This window comes from Pseudobutyrivibrio xylanivorans (genome assembly GCF_008935055.1).
In the GTDB taxonomy this organism is placed as follows: domain Bacteria; phylum Bacillota; class Clostridia; order Lachnospirales; family Lachnospiraceae; genus Pseudobutyrivibrio; species Pseudobutyrivibrio xylanivorans_A.
In genome coordinates, this window is the sequence record NZ_CP043028.1 from 939,760 (window position 1) to 958,123 (window position 18,364).

General features: G+C 39.5%; 18 protein-coding genes. 5 read left to right on the top strand and 13 right to left on the bottom strand.

Annotation, left to right across the window (positions count from 1 at the left end):
- Positions 1-99: 99 nt before the first annotated feature.
- Positions 100-714, top strand: coding sequence for an HAD family hydrolase (locus FXF36_RS04205; protein ID WP_151622624.1), 615 nt, complete (start codon positions 100-102; stop codon positions 712-714).
- On the opposite strand, the gene preA is transcribed toward FXF36_RS04205, so the two are convergent.
- The 9 genes from preA to FXF36_RS04245 form a co-directional block, all read right to left on the bottom strand.
- Positions 709-2,214: an NAD-dependent dihydropyrimidine dehydrogenase subunit PreA gene (gene preA / locus FXF36_RS04210; RefSeq protein WP_151622625.1), complete on the bottom strand. Its 1,506-nt coding sequence runs from the start codon at positions 2,212-2,214 to the stop codon at positions 709-711. The genes FXF36_RS04205 and preA overlap by 6 nt on opposite strands.
- Positions 2,215-2,719: 505 nt before the next feature.
- Positions 2,720-3,958, bottom strand: coding sequence for a site-specific integrase (locus FXF36_RS04215; protein ID WP_151622626.1), 1,239 nt, complete (start codon positions 3,956-3,958; stop codon positions 2,720-2,722).
- 43 nt (positions 3,959-4,001) lie between these two features.
- Positions 4,002-4,178, bottom strand: coding sequence for a hypothetical protein (locus FXF36_RS16220; RefSeq protein ID WP_167511284.1), 177 nt, complete (start codon positions 4,176-4,178; stop codon positions 4,002-4,004).
- 61 nt (positions 4,179-4,239) lie between these two features.
- A complete protein-coding gene (locus FXF36_RS04220) occupies positions 4,240-4,422 on the bottom strand; it encodes a DUF6462 family protein (protein WP_151622627.1) in 183 nt (60 codons plus the stop codon).
- A 3-nt stretch (positions 4,423-4,425) separates the two neighbouring features.
- Complete coding sequence (locus FXF36_RS04225; RefSeq protein ID WP_151622628.1) at positions 4,426-5,001, bottom strand: sigma-70 RNA polymerase sigma factor region 4 domain-containing protein; 576 nt, start codon at positions 4,999-5,001, stop codon at positions 4,426-4,428.
- Positions 5,002-5,339: 338 nt separating this feature from the next.
- Complete coding sequence (locus tag FXF36_RS04230) at positions 5,340-6,725, bottom strand: DUF8451 domain-containing protein (RefSeq protein ID WP_151622629.1); 1,386 nt, start codon at positions 6,723-6,725, stop codon at positions 5,340-5,342.
- Between the two features lie 387 nt (positions 6,726-7,112).
- Positions 7,113-7,313, bottom strand: a complete 201-nt coding sequence (locus FXF36_RS04235; RefSeq protein ID WP_151622630.1) for a hypothetical protein — start codon at positions 7,311-7,313, stop codon at positions 7,113-7,115.
- A 202-nt stretch (positions 7,314-7,515) separates the two neighbouring features.
- Positions 7,516-7,740: a type II toxin-antitoxin system RelB family anti-toxin gene (gene relB, locus FXF36_RS04240; protein WP_151622631.1), complete on the bottom strand. Its 225-nt coding sequence runs from the start codon at positions 7,738-7,740 to the stop codon at positions 7,516-7,518.
- 40 nt (positions 7,741-7,780) lie between these two features.
- Complete coding sequence (locus FXF36_RS04245; protein WP_151622632.1) at positions 7,781-8,140, bottom strand: HIRAN domain-containing protein; 360 nt, start codon at positions 8,138-8,140, stop codon at positions 7,781-7,783.
- Positions 8,141-8,194: 54 nt separating this feature from the next.
- Here FXF36_RS04245 and FXF36_RS04250 point away from each other — a divergent pair, with 54 nt between their 5' ends.
- From FXF36_RS04250 to FXF36_RS04260, 3 genes are all read left to right on the top strand, one after another.
- Positions 8,195-8,569, top strand: coding sequence for a hypothetical protein (locus FXF36_RS04250; protein WP_151622633.1), 375 nt, complete (start codon positions 8,195-8,197; stop codon positions 8,567-8,569).
- A gap of 44 nt (positions 8,570-8,613) precedes the next feature.
- Positions 8,614-8,838 carry a hypothetical protein gene (locus FXF36_RS04255; protein ID WP_151622634.1) on the top strand — a complete coding sequence of 75 codons (225 nt, stop codon included), beginning with the start codon at positions 8,614-8,616 and terminating at the stop codon, positions 8,836-8,838.
- A 201-nt stretch (positions 8,839-9,039) separates the two neighbouring features.
- On the top strand, positions 9,040-10,293 hold the full coding sequence (locus FXF36_RS04260) for a site-specific integrase (RefSeq protein WP_151622635.1): 1,254 nt from the start codon (positions 9,040-9,042) through the stop codon (positions 10,291-10,293).
- A 148-nt stretch (positions 10,294-10,441) separates the two neighbouring features.
- On the opposite strand, the gene FXF36_RS04265 is transcribed toward FXF36_RS04260, so the two are convergent.
- The 3 genes from FXF36_RS04265 to FXF36_RS04275 all read right to left on the bottom strand — a co-directional run bounded on the left by FXF36_RS04265 (position 10,442) and on the right by FXF36_RS04275 (position 15,704).
- Positions 10,442-12,454 (bottom strand): methyl-accepting chemotaxis protein, encoded by a 2,013-nt coding sequence (locus tag FXF36_RS04265; RefSeq protein WP_151622636.1) that lies wholly within the window; start codon positions 12,452-12,454, stop codon positions 10,442-10,444.
- Positions 12,455-12,468: 14 nt separating this feature from the next.
- Positions 12,469-14,097 (bottom strand): bifunctional diguanylate cyclase/phosphodiesterase, encoded by a 1,629-nt coding sequence (locus FXF36_RS04270; protein ID WP_151622637.1) that lies wholly within the window; start codon positions 14,095-14,097, stop codon positions 12,469-12,471.
- A gap of 104 nt (positions 14,098-14,201) precedes the next feature.
- Entirely contained in the window at positions 14,202-15,704 is a 1,503-nt protein-coding gene (locus FXF36_RS04275) for a methyl-accepting chemotaxis protein (protein ID WP_151622638.1), read from the bottom strand.
- A 420-nt stretch (positions 15,705-16,124) separates the two neighbouring features.
- Here FXF36_RS04275 and FXF36_RS04280 point away from each other — a divergent pair, with 420 nt between their 5' ends.
- Entirely contained in the window at positions 16,125-16,934 is an 810-nt protein-coding gene (locus FXF36_RS04280; protein ID WP_151622639.1) for a helix-turn-helix domain-containing protein, read from the top strand.
- A gap of 3 nt (positions 16,935-16,937) precedes the next feature.
- Here the strand turns inward: FXF36_RS04280 and FXF36_RS04285 are convergent, their stop codons facing one another.
- On the bottom strand, positions 16,938-18,347 hold the full coding sequence (locus tag FXF36_RS04285) for a carbohydrate ABC transporter substrate-binding protein (protein WP_151622640.1): 1,410 nt from the start codon (positions 18,345-18,347) through the stop codon (positions 16,938-16,940).
- Positions 18,348-18,364 lie beyond the last annotated feature (17 nt).

Here is an 18,364-nt window from a genome sequence, read left to right on the forward strand (position 1 = left end):
TCCAAATCTGTTCCTTAAATTATAGCTATTCCGTAATTGTAATTCAAAGAAATAATACCTATAATTTCACTGAATAAACTAATTCTTGAGAGGTACATTATGATTAAAACAATAATTTTTGACATTGGTGGCGTTCTAATCGGATACGACTGGACTAAATATCTGATGAAGGAATTTGATTATGATGAAGTTCTTGTAGAAAAAATTAAAGCTAATGTATTTGGCAATCATAAATGGGATGAAGTAGATAGAGGTGTTCTTACGAACGAAGAACTTGAACAGCTCTTTACCAAAGATGCTCCCGAGATTAAAGAAGAAATTCTTCATTTTTGGCATACTGCTGGAAATGCCCTTTGGCAGTATGATTTTGCAAAAGATTGGATAAATGAACTTAAAAATAGAGGCTATCAAGTCCTTTTCCTTTCCAACTGGTCATCACACTTAAGAGAGCTTGCAGTAAAGCAGCTTGATTTCCTGCCTCTTCTTGATGGTGGTGTCTTCTCATACGAAGTGAAACTTATCAAGCCAGACCACGCTATCTACCAGACCATTGTTGATAAGTACAATCTTAATCCCTCAGAATGTGTATTTCTTGATGACAGTGAAAGAAACGTCATCGGAGCCAGAGAATTTGGAATGAATGCGGTTTGGGTTGAAAATAAAAACCACGATATTGCTGTTAATGGATTAGAAGAGCTGCTGTCAACTTCATAGAGACTTCGTTCTTTTAATTCTTTTCTTAGCAGGAGTAATCGCATTTTGTGGACACACTAATAGACAAAGATGACAACCAACACACTTGCTGCCATCTAGCTTTGGTATACGATTTTCAAATTTGATAGCCTGATGGCCACCATCATTGCAGGAAATCATACAGCGTCCACAGCCAATGCACTTATCCGAAATGAACTTAGGAAACAGAATCGTATCTCGTTCCAAAACGTCGGTGCTATCGCTGACTAAATCAATTCCCGCTCCAATTATATCTTTTATTGAATTGTATCCCATCTGAGTAAGATAGTAATTCAATCCAGCCTTCAAATCATCAATTATTCTATATCCATACTGCATTACTGCAGTAGTTATCTGAATTGACCCTGCTCCTAGGGTAATAAATTCAAGAGCATCTTTCCAGGTTTCAACACCACCCATTCCACTGATATGTATGCTCTTGAGTTTTGGATTCTGAGCTATTTCTGATATAAATCTCAGAGCAATTGGTTTTACCGCATTTCCGCTATATCCACCCAATGCAGACTGCCCATGCACTGCTGGTTCAGGAACAAATGTAATAGGATTAACACCAGTAATACTTTTGATTGTATTTATAGCAGCGATTCCGTCTGCGCCCCCTCTAAGAGCAGCCTCAGCCGCTGGACTCATTGTGGCAACATTAGGAGTTAATTTTGCAAGAACTGGAATTGAACAACTGCTTTTTGCAGCCCTGGTGTATTGTTCCACAAGCTCTGGAATCTGCCCTATATCCGAGCCTAGTCCATCCTCCTGCATATTCGGGCAGGAAAAATTAAGTTCGATGGCATCCGCTCCATTTTCCTGGCACAATCGCGCCAACTCCCCCCACTCTGCTTCATCCTGTCCCATGATAGAAGCCAAAATGAACTTTGTAGGATAATTCTTCTTTAATCTCCTAAAAATCTCCATGTTTTCAGCTACGCTATGGTCAGAAAGCTGCTCGATATTTTTAAAACCGATTATACTTCCATTGTCTCCTGTTATTGCTGAAAAACGAGGCGAAGCCTCATGTATCTCAAAGGAACAAATGGTCTTAAAGCATATTCCGGCCCACCCCGCTTCAAAGGCTCTGGCACACATATCATAAGTTGATGCCACTACCGATGAAGAGAGCATAAAAGGATTATCCAGTGGAATTCCACATAATTCACACTTTAATCTGTTCTCATCTGCTGGTATCTCAATCTCTACTTCAGGTCGAACTGTCTCATGCAGTCTTGTCATCAAATCTTTTATTTTTACATCACCGCTTTTTACACATGCTTTTTCGCATGGTGCAGCACAATTAGCACAGGGATTCTCTAATGGAATTTCAAGAGCAGCGATGTCCTCATTACCAAACCAAACATGTCTTAATATCTCGCCTGGCTGCATAAATACGCAGGCCATATTGCATGGTCCGTCATAACATAATACGCAACTAATCATATCAGAACGTTTAACTATATTTTTTATGACCATAAGATTCCCTCATAATTTACAGACAATATATAGTAACAGCTTAATAATACAATAAAATTATGTCAGTTTTAGGTTCTTATGTTATACGTTTTCTATTTTGGCACACACGTGTGCCAAAACTATCTTTCTATAATTTTAGCATACTAAAATATAGCAGTCACTCTGAGAAATGCTTCGAATTTCTCAGAGGATACTGCTGTCGCCGTACCCCACATAAAAAGAGGAGCCAAACCCTCTTGGAAATAAATTTCCATCAGATTTGACTCCTCTTTTTATATGCTGCTACTTCTCGTAGCTACGCTTCTAATCCTGTACGTATGGCATAAGTGCAACGCGACTTACTGTCCAATAATAAGGACGCATTCTCAGTCACTATTGGTAACTATGCCCCCGACTCGTAAATAGATAAAAGCATTATTAAGTACTATTAGTCTTTATAAACCATAAAAAATAGGTCTATAGATATGTACTTTCATTATATATATGTCCGAAGAAAGAGCTCCTTCTAAAAATCCTTCCATTTCGCAGATAGATTCTGCATCGCTTCCTTCTTCTTTTCATCAGTGCATTCAGCGTATACTTCCATAGTGGTTTTGATGTTCTTATGGCCCATTACACTCTGAATCACTTTTAAATTAGTTTCGTTCTCACAAAATCGAGTACAGAAGGTGTGTCTCAAATAGTGACATGAGAAGTGTGGTAACAACTCTGGCTCTCTTCGCTCTCTGGCTGCTCGTACCTCTTCCTTCATATTGTAAGCCTCTGTGATACGTCTGATAGCTGCATTGATATTCTGCTCTGATAGAACATTTCCCTGTTCATTCTTAAAAATGAAACCGCTCATTCCATCTATCTCTGTTTCATTGAAGCCTGTCTCACACTGTTCCTTGTACACTCTATCAAATGCTTCGTATACCTGATCCAGCATCGGAATTGTTCTAATACCTGCCTCAGTCTTTGGAAGTGATACCGTCATTCTTTCCTTCTTATTAAATCGACTTTTCTTAGCTCTAACCAATGCGTGATTAATGCTAATCATTCGATTTTCCATATCGATATCTTCCCAACGAAGCCCTATAAACTCACCACAACGACAACCAGTACCTAATAATACTGTAAAAGCTGGACTCCAATGATCAAATACTGGATGACCATCAATGAAATCCATAAAAGCCTTCTGCTGGTTGATAGTAAGAGCATTTCTAACACCCTTATTCTTACCAAGCTCAGCTGACATCTCATGATAAGCATCATTACATGGATTACTTCTTATTATTTCATCCCTAACTGCCATCTGAAATGTAGGATGCAAACAGCAATGTATGGTTCCTACTGTATTAGGCTTTATCTTGTCGTCCTCGACTAGCTGCTGATAGAACTTCTTAACATCAGAGAACTTGATATCTCCAATCAGCCTTTCACCAAAGCCTTTTCTAACATGAGCATTATACATAAGCTCGTAGTTTGTCTTAGTTGTCATTCTCAGATTGGTCTTTACTGCCATGTATCTGTCGAATGCCTGGTTTACTGTAACATGTCCTCTTATATAATTATCAATCCCATCTAGCTGGTCTCGTTTGATTTCGTCTTCTCGTTCGCGCAGCTTCATCAAGTCTACTGAATAGATAGTCCTGCGCTTTTTACGTGAGTCTAGGTAAGTGTACAGATAGCGACCTTCCTTTGGTCTATATTGTTCACCTGTTCTAAGTACTCTTCCTTTATTATCCTTTCTGGCCTTTGCCATAACTGCCTCCTTCTTACTAATAAGAAAGAAGCTCCTGCCTTAGCTATTCTGAATAAACCTTTTCAAGTCCCTCCAAAATAACCTGTGTCTTTGTTAATGATTTCTGTTTGGAATATGCTTCTAAGCGAGAATACTGTTCCGCTGTTAAACGAAGCGTCACTATTCTGTTCTTAGGATCATCAGCCTTAGGCCTTCCACCCTTGTTCTTTTCCTCGCTCATCAATATTCCTCCTACAACAAATATTATAGTTTTTGTAATACAATAACGCAAGAGTTTCTTTCTACAATCTAAATGATTCCAAATACTGGTCGAACACCTCTGTGTTTACCAAACAAAGCTTGTCCAGCTTATACACTGCGCCTGCATCATGGGCCATTCTTTCAAACTTCTTTTGACACATGGAGTACATTTCTGCACCTTCTTTATATCTTACAAACTTCTTGTTTTTGATTTCCTGATCCATTTGCTATACCCCCTGCACCTTTGAATATCTCACGCTTGTAAACGCTATTACATTTGCCTTTATTTCTTTCTTAATTCTTCTAACCCTCTGATATGCTGACTCGTACTGAATGCCTCGCTCGTCTGCTATCGCTGTTAAATCCTTTTCCTTTAATAAGAAGCTTTGAATCAACAACATGTCATTCTCCTTCAGCTGCTGCATCTGGCTGTTAAACAATTCAAAGTCTCTTCGCATCTGTCGAAGCACTGCTGCATCTCTCATGAATTCCTCATCATGATCTGTATCATCCAGCACTCCATCTGAGAAATCACAAGCTATAATTGCATCTCTTAATGATACATTTCTAATAGCCTGGTTTGCTGTACGGTCACTATGGAAGCCTCCACCTTGAACACGTACTCCTAAATCTCCTCTGTCTTCTCTGCGATTGAAGTCCTGCTCTTCCTCAATCATGTACACTAATCCTTGTGTATAGCTCTCAATGATTCCTGTAAATCTTGAATAGTTCTTACAGATATAATCCACTCTCTTCTCAGGTGTTAAACCTGCATATTTTTCTAATACATTAGCCTCAGCCATACTCTTATTCCTCCTATTGAATCTGATGTATGTCTTTGGCAAACCGGTTTGTCCTCTTGACTTCTTTATAATACCCGGTAATACTTCATGGTTCGATGTATGAACCGACAACAAAAGGTTGTCGCTATGACAACCTTCACAAATAAAAAAGCACTACCAAAATTGGTAATGCTATATACTTCAGTCTCACGTAGTCTCAATATGTAAATGAGACTACATGAGACTAGCGTGAGACTGATTATATATAAATCCTACTTTTTGTGATAAAACTGCGTGATTTTAACAACTTTAGTCTCATTATTTAAATGAGACTGCATGAGACTAGCATGAGACTATGTTTACTTTAATTTCCAAATCCCATCTGCTTTATCATAAAATGCCCCAGTCACAACTTTGATTTTTGCATACTCTCTAAAGACTGTTGCTCTAGAAATGTCAAACTCTGACATAACCTGTTCGACTGTAAGATATTTATTGTCGCATATCATATTATAAATTTTTTGCTGTCTTTCAGATAAAGTTTTCTTCTCTTCTGCTTCTTTTGCTGCTGTCTCGTTAAGCGGAATAACTATTTTAAAAACATCATCTTCAAACAATTCTGGTTTACCACCATCAGAATAGATAGGCGTATATTTATATAAGTTTCTCACACCCGAGCCAAGTGTATCAGTACGTCCTATATTAGCAAAGAAACTCTGAATAATTGGATTCTTAGGATATGGCTGAAACTCATCCTGCATTATATTCCCATGTTTCCTTGGTATACACCAATTTTCTGTTTTAAGCCAATCCTTCTCGATAATTAATTTTGCAGGAAATGCACTTGAATAATCTCTATGAACTAATATATTTCCTATTACTTCTCTTGAAATTAAATCTCGTACACTTGTATTAACATTATCAATTAAATAAAATCTATCATCTGTATGCTTTGCTACAAAATCAGTAAGTTGATCATATGCATCTATTAAATTTGTAGTTACCTTTAATCTATCATCATAACGATCAACATTATTAACTCTATATATCGCATCTGTAATATACCCTGGACAACATGATTTTATAACATCATCTTTACCAAATAATAGGACACCTGCCAAATTAAATCCCTGAACACCTGATGAAAAATCTTTTTCCCACAACCCTGCACTTCTAAATATCTCATCATCAGAAAGTTTGAGCCATTCATGATTCGGATTTTTGCTTTTTATAAGATTTCTAACCTTATCAAATAATTCCATACGCAAATCATCCTTAGTGACATATGGGAATATCTTCCTCTCCACATATGTATTACTTTTTCTCGTATATAAATTTTGTAACTGAAGTGGTGAATCCGTTATATCCATATCACCATCTTCATTACGGTCGTAAATTCTATTTGAACATTTTTCCACTGTGGATGTTGGAGGAACATATACCCATAGTAAAAGCTTCTCCTCATATTCATATTCTTCAATAGACAAATATAATGTTGGTGACATTTTAGCTGGATTATTTAGTTGATTAACGAAGTTTTTCTTCATATCCTTAATCATACTAGGATTAAGTCCAATAGGCTTTCCTCCGTCCTTCACTCCCATAATAATATAGCCACCATATCTATTAGAAAACGAGCAAACTGTTTCGTACACGTCTTCCTGTATTCCATTTTGACATGCTTTATATTCTACTGTTATCTTCTCGTCTTTAGACAATAACTCATGCATCAATTCTTTTGTCATAAATAGTCTCCTGTGTATTCATCTATACGCTATATTTCTTAGCCTATTATAACAAAAAATCTATCTACTGTTTATTGATTTAGTTGGTTTAAACAGAATAATCCTAATAGTTTAACTTGCTCCAATGCTAACTGCTCCTGTGTCATATTGTTTTGCTTTCTTAAGGCTTTAATTCTTTCTCCAAATGTCTGTGTATTCAAAAAATCCTCTCTTCCCGGCTAATAACCAGGAAAAGAGGATTCTTTTCTTGTCTCTATATTCAATTGAAGGCACATAGGAAAAGCTCCAGCGATAGCTGGTTATCTTTCCCATGTGTCCCTAGGATTACGATTATCGTCTCCTTATATCATGGGGCCTTCATTCAATTTTAATTTATTGTCGCGTGGGTTAAATAAAAACCCTATATTCATTATCCATTCTCTCAAGAAGCATCTGTTCTGTGTACTTCTTCAAAGTTGATACCTTTTTGCAGGTATGACATTTCAATGTGATATTTGGTAGAACCGGGGCTAATGGCTTACCTACTGCATTGTATGTCAAACCCATAGATTTCTTGCATTTCTTGCAATGAATCTTAATTTCCTGCATGTTTCATAACACCCTCCTTTGAACTGAAATGACAATTTCGTACTGCTAAAAGGAAAAGGGAATCACCTTCCGCATGTACATTTACCCTTTTATTTACTCCCTCAGAAAACAAGAACAACTGTTTGTTTTTATGGTTAAATTATAGGCTAGGACAGGTGTGTATTACAAGTGCAACATACTGCTCAAGTACATTTTAACGGACTTAAATTTCTTGATTATACAGGTCCTCCAGTCCAACATCCAAATAAGTCATCAAGCGTTTGACTGTACTTAATCTTGGATCTGCACCTTCATCAGATTCCATTGAGATAATAGTTCTACGACTAATGCCTGTAGCAGATGCTAATTGATCCTGAGAAATACCTATCCGCTCACGAATCTCTCGCAGATTTGATTTATAATGCTCCATAGATTCCTCCACGTTCATCAGCTATTTATAGAAGTCATCGTTCCATCTTTCAAATTAACTAATTCTTCCTCTGATAACCCCATTTCAGCATCAGATGAATTTGATTTAATAATTCTTGCACTCTTTTTTCAACAATCTTACACACCGCGCCACCTGGAATAACATATACTATCTTTGCTTTTGCCTTCTTGCCAATCTTGTCATAAAGTCTACCTGCGCTCATTGTGTCCCCTTTTACAGTATATGTACTATTTGCCACGTGACCTATGGCCCCTATACCTTTCATCTTTACTAAAATAGCCTCAGCATCATACTCATTATCAGGCTCTTTCTCTAGCTTTATCTTCATTCCTGGTTTAAGAAAATCTGTTCCAAAATAATACTTACAACCTACTAATGTGAAATACTTCTTACTCATAGCAATACCTCCTTGCTACGTGTCTCTTTTTCTGATTCTATAATAAAAAAAGAAGTGCCCTATAAAAAGGACACCCCAAAAACGTTGATTAATGTGCATGCAGGGATGAACTTCTTAAAGATGTACTCTTACGCCAGGGATAAAAAGTCGAAGGATGAAGCTATTGTCAGATATTATGATGATATTCAGTTATATCCTTTTCAGAAAGCGGATCTTTTAAGGTTGCTGGATGAGGCAAATATTGACAATAGTAGCATAAAGCTGAGCTTGATAACCTCATTCGATAGAACCAGAAATACAGGAATAATGACATCAGCAGAGGCGGCGGATTTTATTATTTATGAATTATCGGGAGAGGTGGAAAAGTCGCGAGAGCTGAGCTATAAATTAGCACAGGCGGCTACAAAAAAGATAAAGAGTTACAGATAATAATTGCTAAGGCTGAAAAGCAGGGTCAAAACCCTGCTTTTTGTATGATCAAAAAAATGCACATCGCTTATGTTAGATGCGTTTTGCGCCGCCCGTCGGCCACTGATGCGATAACCAGCGGCCCATGGTTTATGGATAGCGGAAAAGCGTTGGAAATTATTGCCATGTTAATTGATAGGATACTGTTCGATTTCAAGCCGTTTCTCGAATTCATCCAGAGGAAGCGGCTTGTCATAATAGTATCCCTGAGCATTGGTAGTATTCTCTAAGAGAATACTACCAATACAGGAGGGTGGTTCCTAGACGCGCTTGTTGCACCGCTTACGATAATATCATTATTGTGTAAGTAAATCCACGACATTTATGAGTGTCAAATGATTTGTATTGTGCGCTAATGATAACAGGTTAAGCCAATATGGCAGCAAGGAGGTTGAAACCAGGACCGTTCTTCACCGGAAAGAGGTGATAGAATGTCAAGACCAAGTAAATCTGACAAAAGAAAAGACAAAGACGGATATGTGCTTCGAAAGGGCGAGAGCCAGAAGAAAGGCGATGGTAGGTATGTATACACCTACACGGACGGATATAAAAAACGTCGATATGTTTATGCTAGAACGCTGGTAGAGCTGAGAGAGTTGGAAAAGAAGATCAGGGATGATATGACATTTGACCTGGACTATTCAGCTGCATCTCGAATGACGCTCAATGATCTTTTTGACAGATACATAAAACAAAAGTATAACCTTAAGCCTTCGACAAAACTCAACTATATAAATAATTACAGAAATCATGTCAGGGATGGATTTGGAAAGAAAAGAATAGTTGATATCCGTTACACTGATATTAAAATTTTCTACCATGAATTGCTTGTCGATAAGAAGTTATCTATATCTACAGTTGAGAATATTAATAATGCGATTCACCCTGCATTTAAGATGGCTATAAGAGATCAGCTTCTTATAAGAAATCCCACAGATGATATCATGGGAGAGATTAAGAAAAGCAAGGAATTCAAATCACCGGAAAAGAGAATTGCTCTTTCTATTCCTGAGCAAAAATCATTCATGCAGTTTCTGTATAATAGCCCGGAGTATAAGGGATGGTACCCTATAATTGCTGTTCTTGTGGGAACCGGAATGAGAATATCTGAATGCCTCGGATTGCGTTGGGAAGACGTTGACATGAAGGAGCGGCTGATCAGCGTAAATCACACATTGGAATATAGACCAATAGAGGAACATGGGAGATGTGAGAAGCACATTGAAACACCTAAAACTGATGCGGGTGAACGTACAATTCCCATTTTCGATGAGGTATTTGAGGCTATTTTGCTGGAATACCAGTATCAGAAATGTCTGGGGTTCTGTAAAGAGGAGATAGATGGGTATTCTGGTTTTGTGTTTTCTACAGCAGAGAATAAGACATACCTTCAGACAGCTGTAAATAATGGTATTCATAGAGCTGTTAAAGCTCATAATGCTCAGGAAAAGATTAAGGCAGATCTGGAAGGTCGTGATCCTATTATTGTTCCGGATATAAGTGCTCATAATCTCAGACATACATTTTGTACAAGGTTGTGCGAAGTGGAGCAGAATCTAAAAGTTATTATGAGTATTATGGGACACTCAGATATCAGAACAACTATGGAAATCTATGCAGAAGTCAAAAAAGAAAAGAAGCAGGAAGTCTTGTCTAACTTACAGGGAAAGATTATAATTAGTTAGTAAATTAAAAATACAATATGTATGGCAATGTAAAATAAAGTGTGTAAGTTGGAAATCAATCGTCCTAACCCTACTCTCTTTATCTACAGGTTTCCACAAGCACTACAAGATGGAAAATCCATCTTGTAGTGCTTTTATCATTCTGTAATTATGACTTAAAGAACTTCATTTCTTCATTGAGCTTTTCTGCGATTTCCTTAAGCCCGTTGGCTGATCCCGCAAGAGTTGTTACCGTAGCGGAAAGCTCCTGCATGGAAGCGCCGGTCTCTTCTGAGGATGCGGCATTTTCTTCGGAAATGGCTGAAAGAGCGCTCATGGTATCGACAACAGCATTCTTGGATGTCTCACATGTATCAGCACCATCGGAGATAAGCCTTACACCTCCTACCGTACTTCCGATATCATCAAGCATACCGTTTACCGCATCTAAGGTTTCACCAAGAGCTATCTGCTGCTCATTGTTTCCGTTCTTAACTTCGGCAGCTGCTGCAACTGCAGCTTCAGACTGCTCAAGAAGTGATTCCATCTCAAGTCTGATGTCATCTGCCATCTGCTTGGAGTCCTCAGCAAGTTTACCGATTTCTTCTGCAACAACGGCAAATCCCTTACCTGCTTCACCTGCTCGTGCAGCCTCGATAGAAGCATTGAGAGACAACAGATTGGTCTGGGTTGCAATTGATGTGATGCCTTCAACCTTTTCGCTTATGCTGTTAACGGCATCTTTGGTTGCACTGATCGTACGTGTGATATCATCGATCTTCACTGTCATCTCGGCAGATGAATCCTGAAGCTGAGCAAGGGACCTACTGGAAACTTCCGATGCTTCCTTCATCTTACCTGCAAGAGTTGACAGATCTCCGGAGGATGTCTGCACGCTTCCTACCGCATCGCCAATCCTGCCGACATTTTCTGTTGCCTGCTGGATTTCATCTGCCTGCTGAGTAGCGCCGGAAGCGATTTCCTGAACAGCATTGGATACATCTTCTGCTGTCTGGGATATCTGATTAGCCATATCCGATAGCTCTTCCGAGGATGATCCGACATCGCTGGCTGATTTCTTGATATTTGTAACAATAGCATCCAGCTTATCTATCAAAGAATTGGTTGCGTTTGAAATAAGTCCGAACTCGTCTTTTCTCTTATCGTGCTTTTCTACCTTCTGGAATCTTCCGTCCGACAATGCTTCAAGTGATTTTGCTACAGCTATTGTCGGTGTTGTGAAGCTGTTTGCCATGAAAAGTGAAATAATGATAGCTGCGATCAGAAGAACAGCACCGACGCAAATTACAATGATTGCAGATTTTCTTGCTGCGCTAAGCACATCATCTTCACTGGTTGCAGTACATACATAGAAGTTGGTTGTTTCATTTCTGGCAAAAGCGATGTAATTGTTATTATATTTTTTCTCTAGGTAGAAGCCTTCTTCGTCACTGCCGGTAAAGAAATCAAGGTTAGACATATCCTCTTCTTCGTGAGCACCCTCTCCAATTTCATAAGCAGCATGTGCACATACTTTTCCTGTTCTGTCGATTATAAAAGCATTGGTTGTGTCTGCTGCAAGTATTTCATGAAAATTGTTGAGATCATAGTTTCTGTGAACTATACCTATTACATCATTACCATTTTTAACAGGTACTGCGAAGGTTATCATTCTACGACCATTGGTTTTACTTACCTGGATATTGGAAACAAAAACATTTCCTTTCATTGCTTCCTGGAAATACTCTCTCTCGGAAACATCAATAAAATCACCCTGGGCTCTCAAAACCTGCATACCATCGGCACCGGCTATAGAAGTATGATCACCGTCATCAAGAGCCTCATCACATTTTATTAAAACAGCCTGTGCTTCTTCATAGGGTATACTGGTATCTCCCAGCATATAATCTATAACCGTCTGATTTTTGGCCACACTCTCAATCATTTTTATATTGTTACTGCATACTGTTTCAAACCGTTCTTCCAGATACCAGACCTGCCACTCGTAAATATCCTTGGCATCCGCAAGAGCTTTATCAGTTGAAGTAAAATAGCTAACAACCACCGCCACGATAAGAGGTATTGCCGCAACAAGAACCATTATTGCAATAAGCTTGGTCTTGATGCTGTCTTTCATGCTTATTCTACTTCCATCCTGTTTTTCGACTTCCTTTTTACTCATAATGCACCTCCGAATCATAAGCAACAATTGTCACGAAGAATCTGAACCTGCTCAGCAGTTTCAACACCTTCTGTAAGGCATTCGATTCCCATGTCAGATGCCATAGCTGTTATGTGCTTATATAGAACTGTAGAGAGATCTTTTTGGTCGGTTGAAGATATCGGAAGTAGACTTCTGTCAATCTTCATTACGTTCCATGGCAACTCCCTGATAAGATTTAAGGAAGAGTAGCCGATACCAAAATCATCAATGGATGTATGTATACCTATCTTTGTAAGACCTTCGACCAGCTTTTTGAGTTTAAGATAATCGCCTTCTGTAGTTGTCTCGGTTAGCTCTATCTCAATGTATTCATATGGGATATCATATCGGTTTATTATACTGACGACTTTATCCAAAAGTTCCGGATCAGCCAGGTGCTTACGGGAAAAGTTAATAGATATCCGAACCACGTTTTTCCCTTCATCCAACCATTTTCTTATATTCTTACAAACAAGATCAAGCATATAGAAATCCAGCCGGAATATATCCGTGTTACGTTCGAGTATCGGAATGAAATCCATAGGTGGTATTATCCTTCCATCCCTGATCCATCTGCATAGAGCCTCTGCGCCTATGATCCTGCCCGTTTCAACATTTACTTTTGGCTGATAGTATGCATGGAATTCATAATTATTTAGAGCTTCTTCAAAATGTCTGCGGATTTTTGAAACATTCTCTTTATCCTCTATATACTGCATACTCGCATATACAACATCAGTTTCATCGGATATTTTTGCAGTCTGACAAGTGGGCAAGATCATTTCAACAATGTTGCCCGGCCTTTCATATTTGAAATCACTCGGAATGATAAATACTCCGGCATATGCTGATACGATTGCGCTGCTTGAAGTCAGCCGGTCATATATGATAGGTGTGCCTTCAAAAAAAGCGAGAATTTTCTCCAACATTTCATTTGGGAATATAGCTGCGAAGCTATCCCCTCCCACACGACACACAGTACCACTATTTCCAATCATATCCCTTAAAGTATCGAAATGGGCTTTCATAACGGCGTTGCCTTCTTCGAATCCCAAATCACGATTTATGACAGAAAAATCCTTAAGGTTATACATAATGGCGGTAAAGCCGTTAAATCCACCTGTTTTATTCATTTTTTCAAGATGGCGGAAGAAATATGCAAAATTCGGATATCCATTGTTGTCATGAAACGCGAGATTCTCGATTGCTTTCTGCATACGGTTCCGTCCTACGTAACTCATCATGGAACGCAGACAGATGTCAAGCTGCTGTTCTTCTTTATTGCTCAAATGTTCTGTGCCTTTGGCAGAATATGCTATGGCTCTAACTATAGCCCCTGTTCTTGAAATGAGTTCTTTTTTGAGCACAACAATGTCCGCAGAACCTTCATTGAAATCACAGAGGATTTCTCCCTTGCCGTCTTTTTCATCCACACTGCTCCTATAAAACTCTGTGACAACTTTGGTCAGACGAAAAGAACGAGCCAATCTGCAAAGAACATCAACCAGGGGTTCTCTGGAAAAATGTTCAAAATCAACCATGGCATCGATGTATTTTATGAATAGTTCTGAAAAATCATCTTGTGTTGTCAATTTTTCATCAGTATTATCTGAGTTGGCCATTATTTCTCCTCTGGTTCTCAGTCCGAGATTACTATAAATTGAAAATGGGGTCAGGGGGGTACCGTTATCTAAATGACATTGGGACGGTTCTGACCGGTATTACATTATTTCAGCCTCTGCGCCTGATCATATATCCCCTTCAGCAGAATATCAAACTCATCAAATTTCTCCACCGCTGTCCTTGCTCCCTCTTCGCCCATACCGGACAAAGCTGCCACCTGCTCACTTGTGGCGGCGAGGCTCGCAATATTATTATTGATCTCCGTTGCACTTCTTCCTATAGCTTCTATGGAAGTACCGATATCATTAAATCTTCCTATAAGGTTTCCAACGTTCTCCCCGATCTCTTCAAAAGTATCTGCGGTCTCTCTGATAAGAATGTCCTGAGCCTTGACAGACTCAGCTGCCGCATTGGTAGAGTCTACCGCATTCTGAACATCAGCGGAAAGCTCCTGCATGATGCTGGTGATCTGATTTGAAGCACTGCTGGTCTGCTCCGACAGCTGCCTTATCTCATCGGCAACCACAGCGAAACCTTTCCCGGCTTCTCCCGCACGCGCTGCCTCAATTGAAGCATTGAGCGCAAGAAGATTGGTCTGCATTGATATCGATATGATGGAACCGACAATCTTCTCAACCTTTTCGACCTTCTCAGTGACAGCTCTTGTGGATGCCACCGTCTTATCACTCATCTCAACAACATTTGCGGTCTTGTCCTTGAGCTGGTCGATGACCTTAGTCCCATCAATAACGGCTTTCTGCGTGCTCTCGGACATCTCAACCATCTGATTTCTCTTGGCATCAGCCACTTCCGTCTGCTCATGGATATCTGCTATCTGATGTGACTGCTCTGTCACGGCAGCTGCGGTATCTCCTGTGCTGTCCGCAATATCCCTCATGCCATCGTGGTTTCTTCCTATGATGCTCTTTAACTCATCGACTTCCCCATGGGCCTCATCAAACAGCCTCGTAATTTCCTTGGCGATCTCCACCATCTGGATACGGGTCTTTTCCTGGGTCTCCTGCCCTTTCTTGATGGCCTCGTCGTCCTCTCTTACCAGGGTCCGCCTCATCTTAAGCGACTCTATTCCGGCAATTCCCGCAAGAATGATTATGAAACCGGCCACAAAATGGTCCCTGGGTATCGAACCTGTAGCAATAAGATTTCTGACCAGGACAATAAATCCGCCTATGGTCATAGCCATCTGTCCCACCACATAGAGCCTTAAGTCCAGATAAAGAATACACGACAGCATTACCGGTATCGCGAATGCATAAAAAATCATATCATTTTGTATTATCATGATAACCATATAGTAAAGAGTCGGACCTCCCAGAATAACCACTGCGCCAAACCTGGTCTCTCTGAATTTGATAAATCCAACCGTCATCTGCAGCACAACTGCCGGGACAGCGACAATCTCGATGACAAGCCCCAGGCTCATTCCGTGTGCTGCAGCATCCAGCACTACCATTAAAAGCGCAGCAAAGACAATAATAAGGTTGATCTGAAATACTTTTTTGTTTGATCTTGCATACTGGTCAGGGGTCATATAATTATCTCCTTTCGCCATGAAAACAGAATTTAACTGTACAATAACTGACAAAATAGGTACGCTACGTTCTTCAGATTATACAGTAGCGTGGACATTTACGTGACACAGCTTTATCTTTAGACTGTTATCACGTAGTTTCGCAATGATTTTCTGGCATTCTACGTGATACACCCCCGTTAACAAGCCTCTCCTCACGTATTTTTTCCAGATATCTGTTTAGTTTTACGTGTTCTACTACTAATAAAGAGCAGCATCTCACGTAGACGCTATAAATATCATGCTTGTTGCTCTGTCACATCTTTTTCTTATCTAAATGACATTGACCGTGAATAGTAACACATTAAAGCTTTTCATTCATTGCCGATTTTGCGACAACTATTTTGTATTGAAATATGACTAAAAATCCTTTATTCTATGAAATAAAATTAGTTCTTCGTTCCAGTCAACTCACACTAAAAAGGGTGAATATCTATGGAAAAAAAGCCGTTCGCAATAAAATCAATCCCAGACATTACCGCATATACGAATACTGCACTGGATGAAAGAAAAGTGCACCGTCCTCCTAGCGAAGAAATCCGCTTTTATTTAGCTGTTGCTAGTGGTGATGTAGAGTATGTGCAACAAAACTGTTTGGAGGGACGATTTTATCGTCCAGAGGGCGGTGCCGGGATATTGTCAAAGAATCCTGTAACCAATCTCAAATATCATTATGTAATTACTATTTCCATCATTTGCCGTTTCTGTAGTGAAGCCGGCATAGATCATGAATTCGCTTACAATTTGGCCGATTATTATATCGGTCTGCTTGACTCTGTAAAAACTGAAGAAGAAATCATTCAGTTGCACGATGCGATCGTAATGGCCATCACTTATCATATGCAAACATTTTCACATATGCTTTCATCTTCAAAGGTCGTGGACGAAGCCCTAGATTACATCTCTAAACATATCCTGGAGCGTATAACTGCCGACAATGTAGCGGATGCCCTACAGCTTTCCCGAAGCTACTTTTCCAGACTATTCAAGACGGAAACCAATCTATCCTTCTCAGACTATGTCAGAAAGGAAAAAGTCAAAGTAGCCGAAAACCTCCTTCGCTATAGTGATTACAGTATCATCGAAATTTCCAACTATCTGGGGTATTCCACCCAGAGCTATTTTTCACAGGTTTTCAAAAAGGAAACCGGCTACTCGCCTAAAGACTTCCGTGATAAATTCTTCAAAACAGTGTGGCACACAAAATTTGAAAACCTTGCCAACTTTACTACACCTAAAAAATAATTATTACTGAACCGTGATAGGATCGTAGGTGAGTTCTGGGTATTTCACTACCGCATTTTTCAGGAAATTATTTATGGCCGTTTGCTTATCGCATTTACCACCTATATAGTCTCCCATTTGCTTCTGGAACACCTCATTAAGACCGTGGTCATAAGGACCTACCTTAGACATATCAATCTTTGGAGCTGCTTGTGAAAACAACTTAATATGATTCTGTCCACTGAGGAAATCTGATTTATAATCTGATGCAGCAAGTGTCTCCATTCCAGAAACCGTATTAGTATAATCCTGAGTTTCCCCACTCATCTTCACCATGTTATCCTTGTCGCAGGTAAGCTTTCTCATTATGTCAACAACTAGCTCCTTGTTGTCGGTACCACGGGCTCCTGAAATCCAGGTGCCGCCCCAGTACCATGCCGCTGGTCCTTCACATACTGCCCAATCTCCAAAGCCTTCTTCTCCGGCATTTCCAACAAGTGTGAAATTTATTCCCCAGGTAGACATAAAGAATCCAAAGACCTTTCCCTCTGCACTCTGGTCAAAATTCCATCCGTCAGTCCACTGCTCGTTGTCTCCAATCCATCCATTTTCAGTGTATTTTTTACACATGTCAGCCCATTCAATAAGCTTTGAATCAACCTGAATCTTTGGAGAAACTGAACTTGGGTCATCTACCCAGGTCTGTGTTACATTATTTGAAAAAACTCTAAAGGTCTCAACCGGACCTGAGAGCATGTGATATCCCTTTTTGTTAGCCAAATCTGCCACATGGTCAAAACCGTTCCAGTCTGATAGTTCATTCTGAACCACCACTGGGTCATCTGTTCCAAGTACATCTATAGCAATGGAACGTCGATAACCAAACAAGCCCGGTGTAGCCTGCCAGCTAACGCCCTTCAGCTTTCCCTCCTGGGATGTAGCAATAGTCTTTGTGTATTGATACTGATCTGCCAATTCTGATTCACTAATTCCCAAATTCCCCACAACATCCAGGGTATAATCAGAATCCACATATTTTAAAATATAATCCGCTTCTAGCAGAAACAAATCCACTCGCTCATCCGCACTTCTTGTCATATTTAAAAGAAGTGCTTCATCTAACGCTGGCTGATAATCATTAGATGGAACTATAGTCCAAACAACCTTTACATTTCCAATTTTTCCTGTGCCATCACCATTATCTGTATAGCCAGGATAGTAATCCGTCATACGCTCTTCAAACTCTGTATTCCAGCAATATATATTTAGCGTACTTCCTCCATCGGTCGCCACACCTTCAGCTGACTCTGATTCCAGAGTGGAGGTACCTGTACCGTCGTTGCCCTCAGTGGCTCCACAACCAATGAAGGAAAATACTACTAAACAAAAACACATAATTGAACTTATAACAAATGCTTTATTTCTTATTCTCATGGCAACCTCCAAAACAA

What these genes read in the sequence shown, in the direction of transcription:
- FXF36_RS04205 (WP_151622624.1), top strand. Translation starts at nt 100, where the DNA reads ATGATTAAAACAATAATTTTTGACATTGGTGGCGTTCTAATCGGATAC.
- preA (WP_151622625.1), bottom strand. Translation starts at nt 2,214, where the DNA reads ATGGTCATAAAAAATATAGTTAAACGTTCTGATATGATTAGTTGCGTA.
- FXF36_RS04215 (WP_151622626.1), bottom strand. Translation starts at nt 3,958, where the DNA reads ATGGCAAAGGCCAGAAAGGATAATAAAGGAAGAGTACTTAGAACAGGT.
- FXF36_RS16220 (WP_167511284.1), bottom strand. Translation starts at nt 4,178, where the DNA reads ATGAGCGAGGAAAAGAACAAGGGTGGAAGGCCTAAGGCTGATGATCCT.
- FXF36_RS04220 (WP_151622627.1), bottom strand. Translation starts at nt 4,422, where the DNA reads ATGGATCAGGAAATCAAAAACAAGAAGTTTGTAAGATATAAAGAAGGT.
- FXF36_RS04225 (WP_151622628.1), bottom strand. Translation starts at nt 5,001, where the DNA reads ATGGCTGAGGCTAATGTATTAGAAAAATATGCAGGTTTAACACCTGAG.
- FXF36_RS04230 (WP_151622629.1), bottom strand. Translation starts at nt 6,725, where the DNA reads ATGACAAAAGAATTGATGCATGAGTTATTGTCTAAAGACGAGAAGATA.
- FXF36_RS04235 (WP_151622630.1), bottom strand. Translation starts at nt 7,313, where the DNA reads ATGCAGGAAATTAAGATTCATTGCAAGAAATGCAAGAAATCTATGGGT.
- relB (WP_151622631.1), bottom strand. Translation starts at nt 7,740, where the DNA reads ATGAACGTGGAGGAATCTATGGAGCATTATAAATCAAATCTGCGAGAG.
- FXF36_RS04245 (WP_151622632.1), bottom strand. Translation starts at nt 8,140, where the DNA reads ATGAGTAAGAAGTATTTCACATTAGTAGGTTGTAAGTATTATTTTGGA.
- FXF36_RS04255 (WP_151622634.1), top strand. Translation starts at nt 8,614, where the DNA reads ATGATCAAAAAAATGCACATCGCTTATGTTAGATGCGTTTTGCGCCGC.
- FXF36_RS04260 (WP_151622635.1), top strand. Translation starts at nt 9,040, where the DNA reads ATGTCAAGACCAAGTAAATCTGACAAAAGAAAAGACAAAGACGGATAT.
- FXF36_RS04265 (WP_151622636.1), bottom strand. Translation starts at nt 12,454, where the DNA reads ATGAGTAAAAAGGAAGTCGAAAAACAGGATGGAAGTAGAATAAGCATG.
- FXF36_RS04270 (WP_151622637.1), bottom strand. Translation starts at nt 14,097, where the DNA reads ATGGCCAACTCAGATAATACTGATGAAAAATTGACAACACAAGATGAT.
- FXF36_RS04280 (WP_151622639.1), top strand. Translation starts at nt 16,125, where the DNA reads ATGGAAAAAAAGCCGTTCGCAATAAAATCAATCCCAGACATTACCGCA.
- FXF36_RS04285 (WP_151622640.1), bottom strand. Translation starts at nt 18,347, where the DNA reads ATGAGAATAAGAAATAAAGCATTTGTTATAAGTTCAATTATGTGTTTT.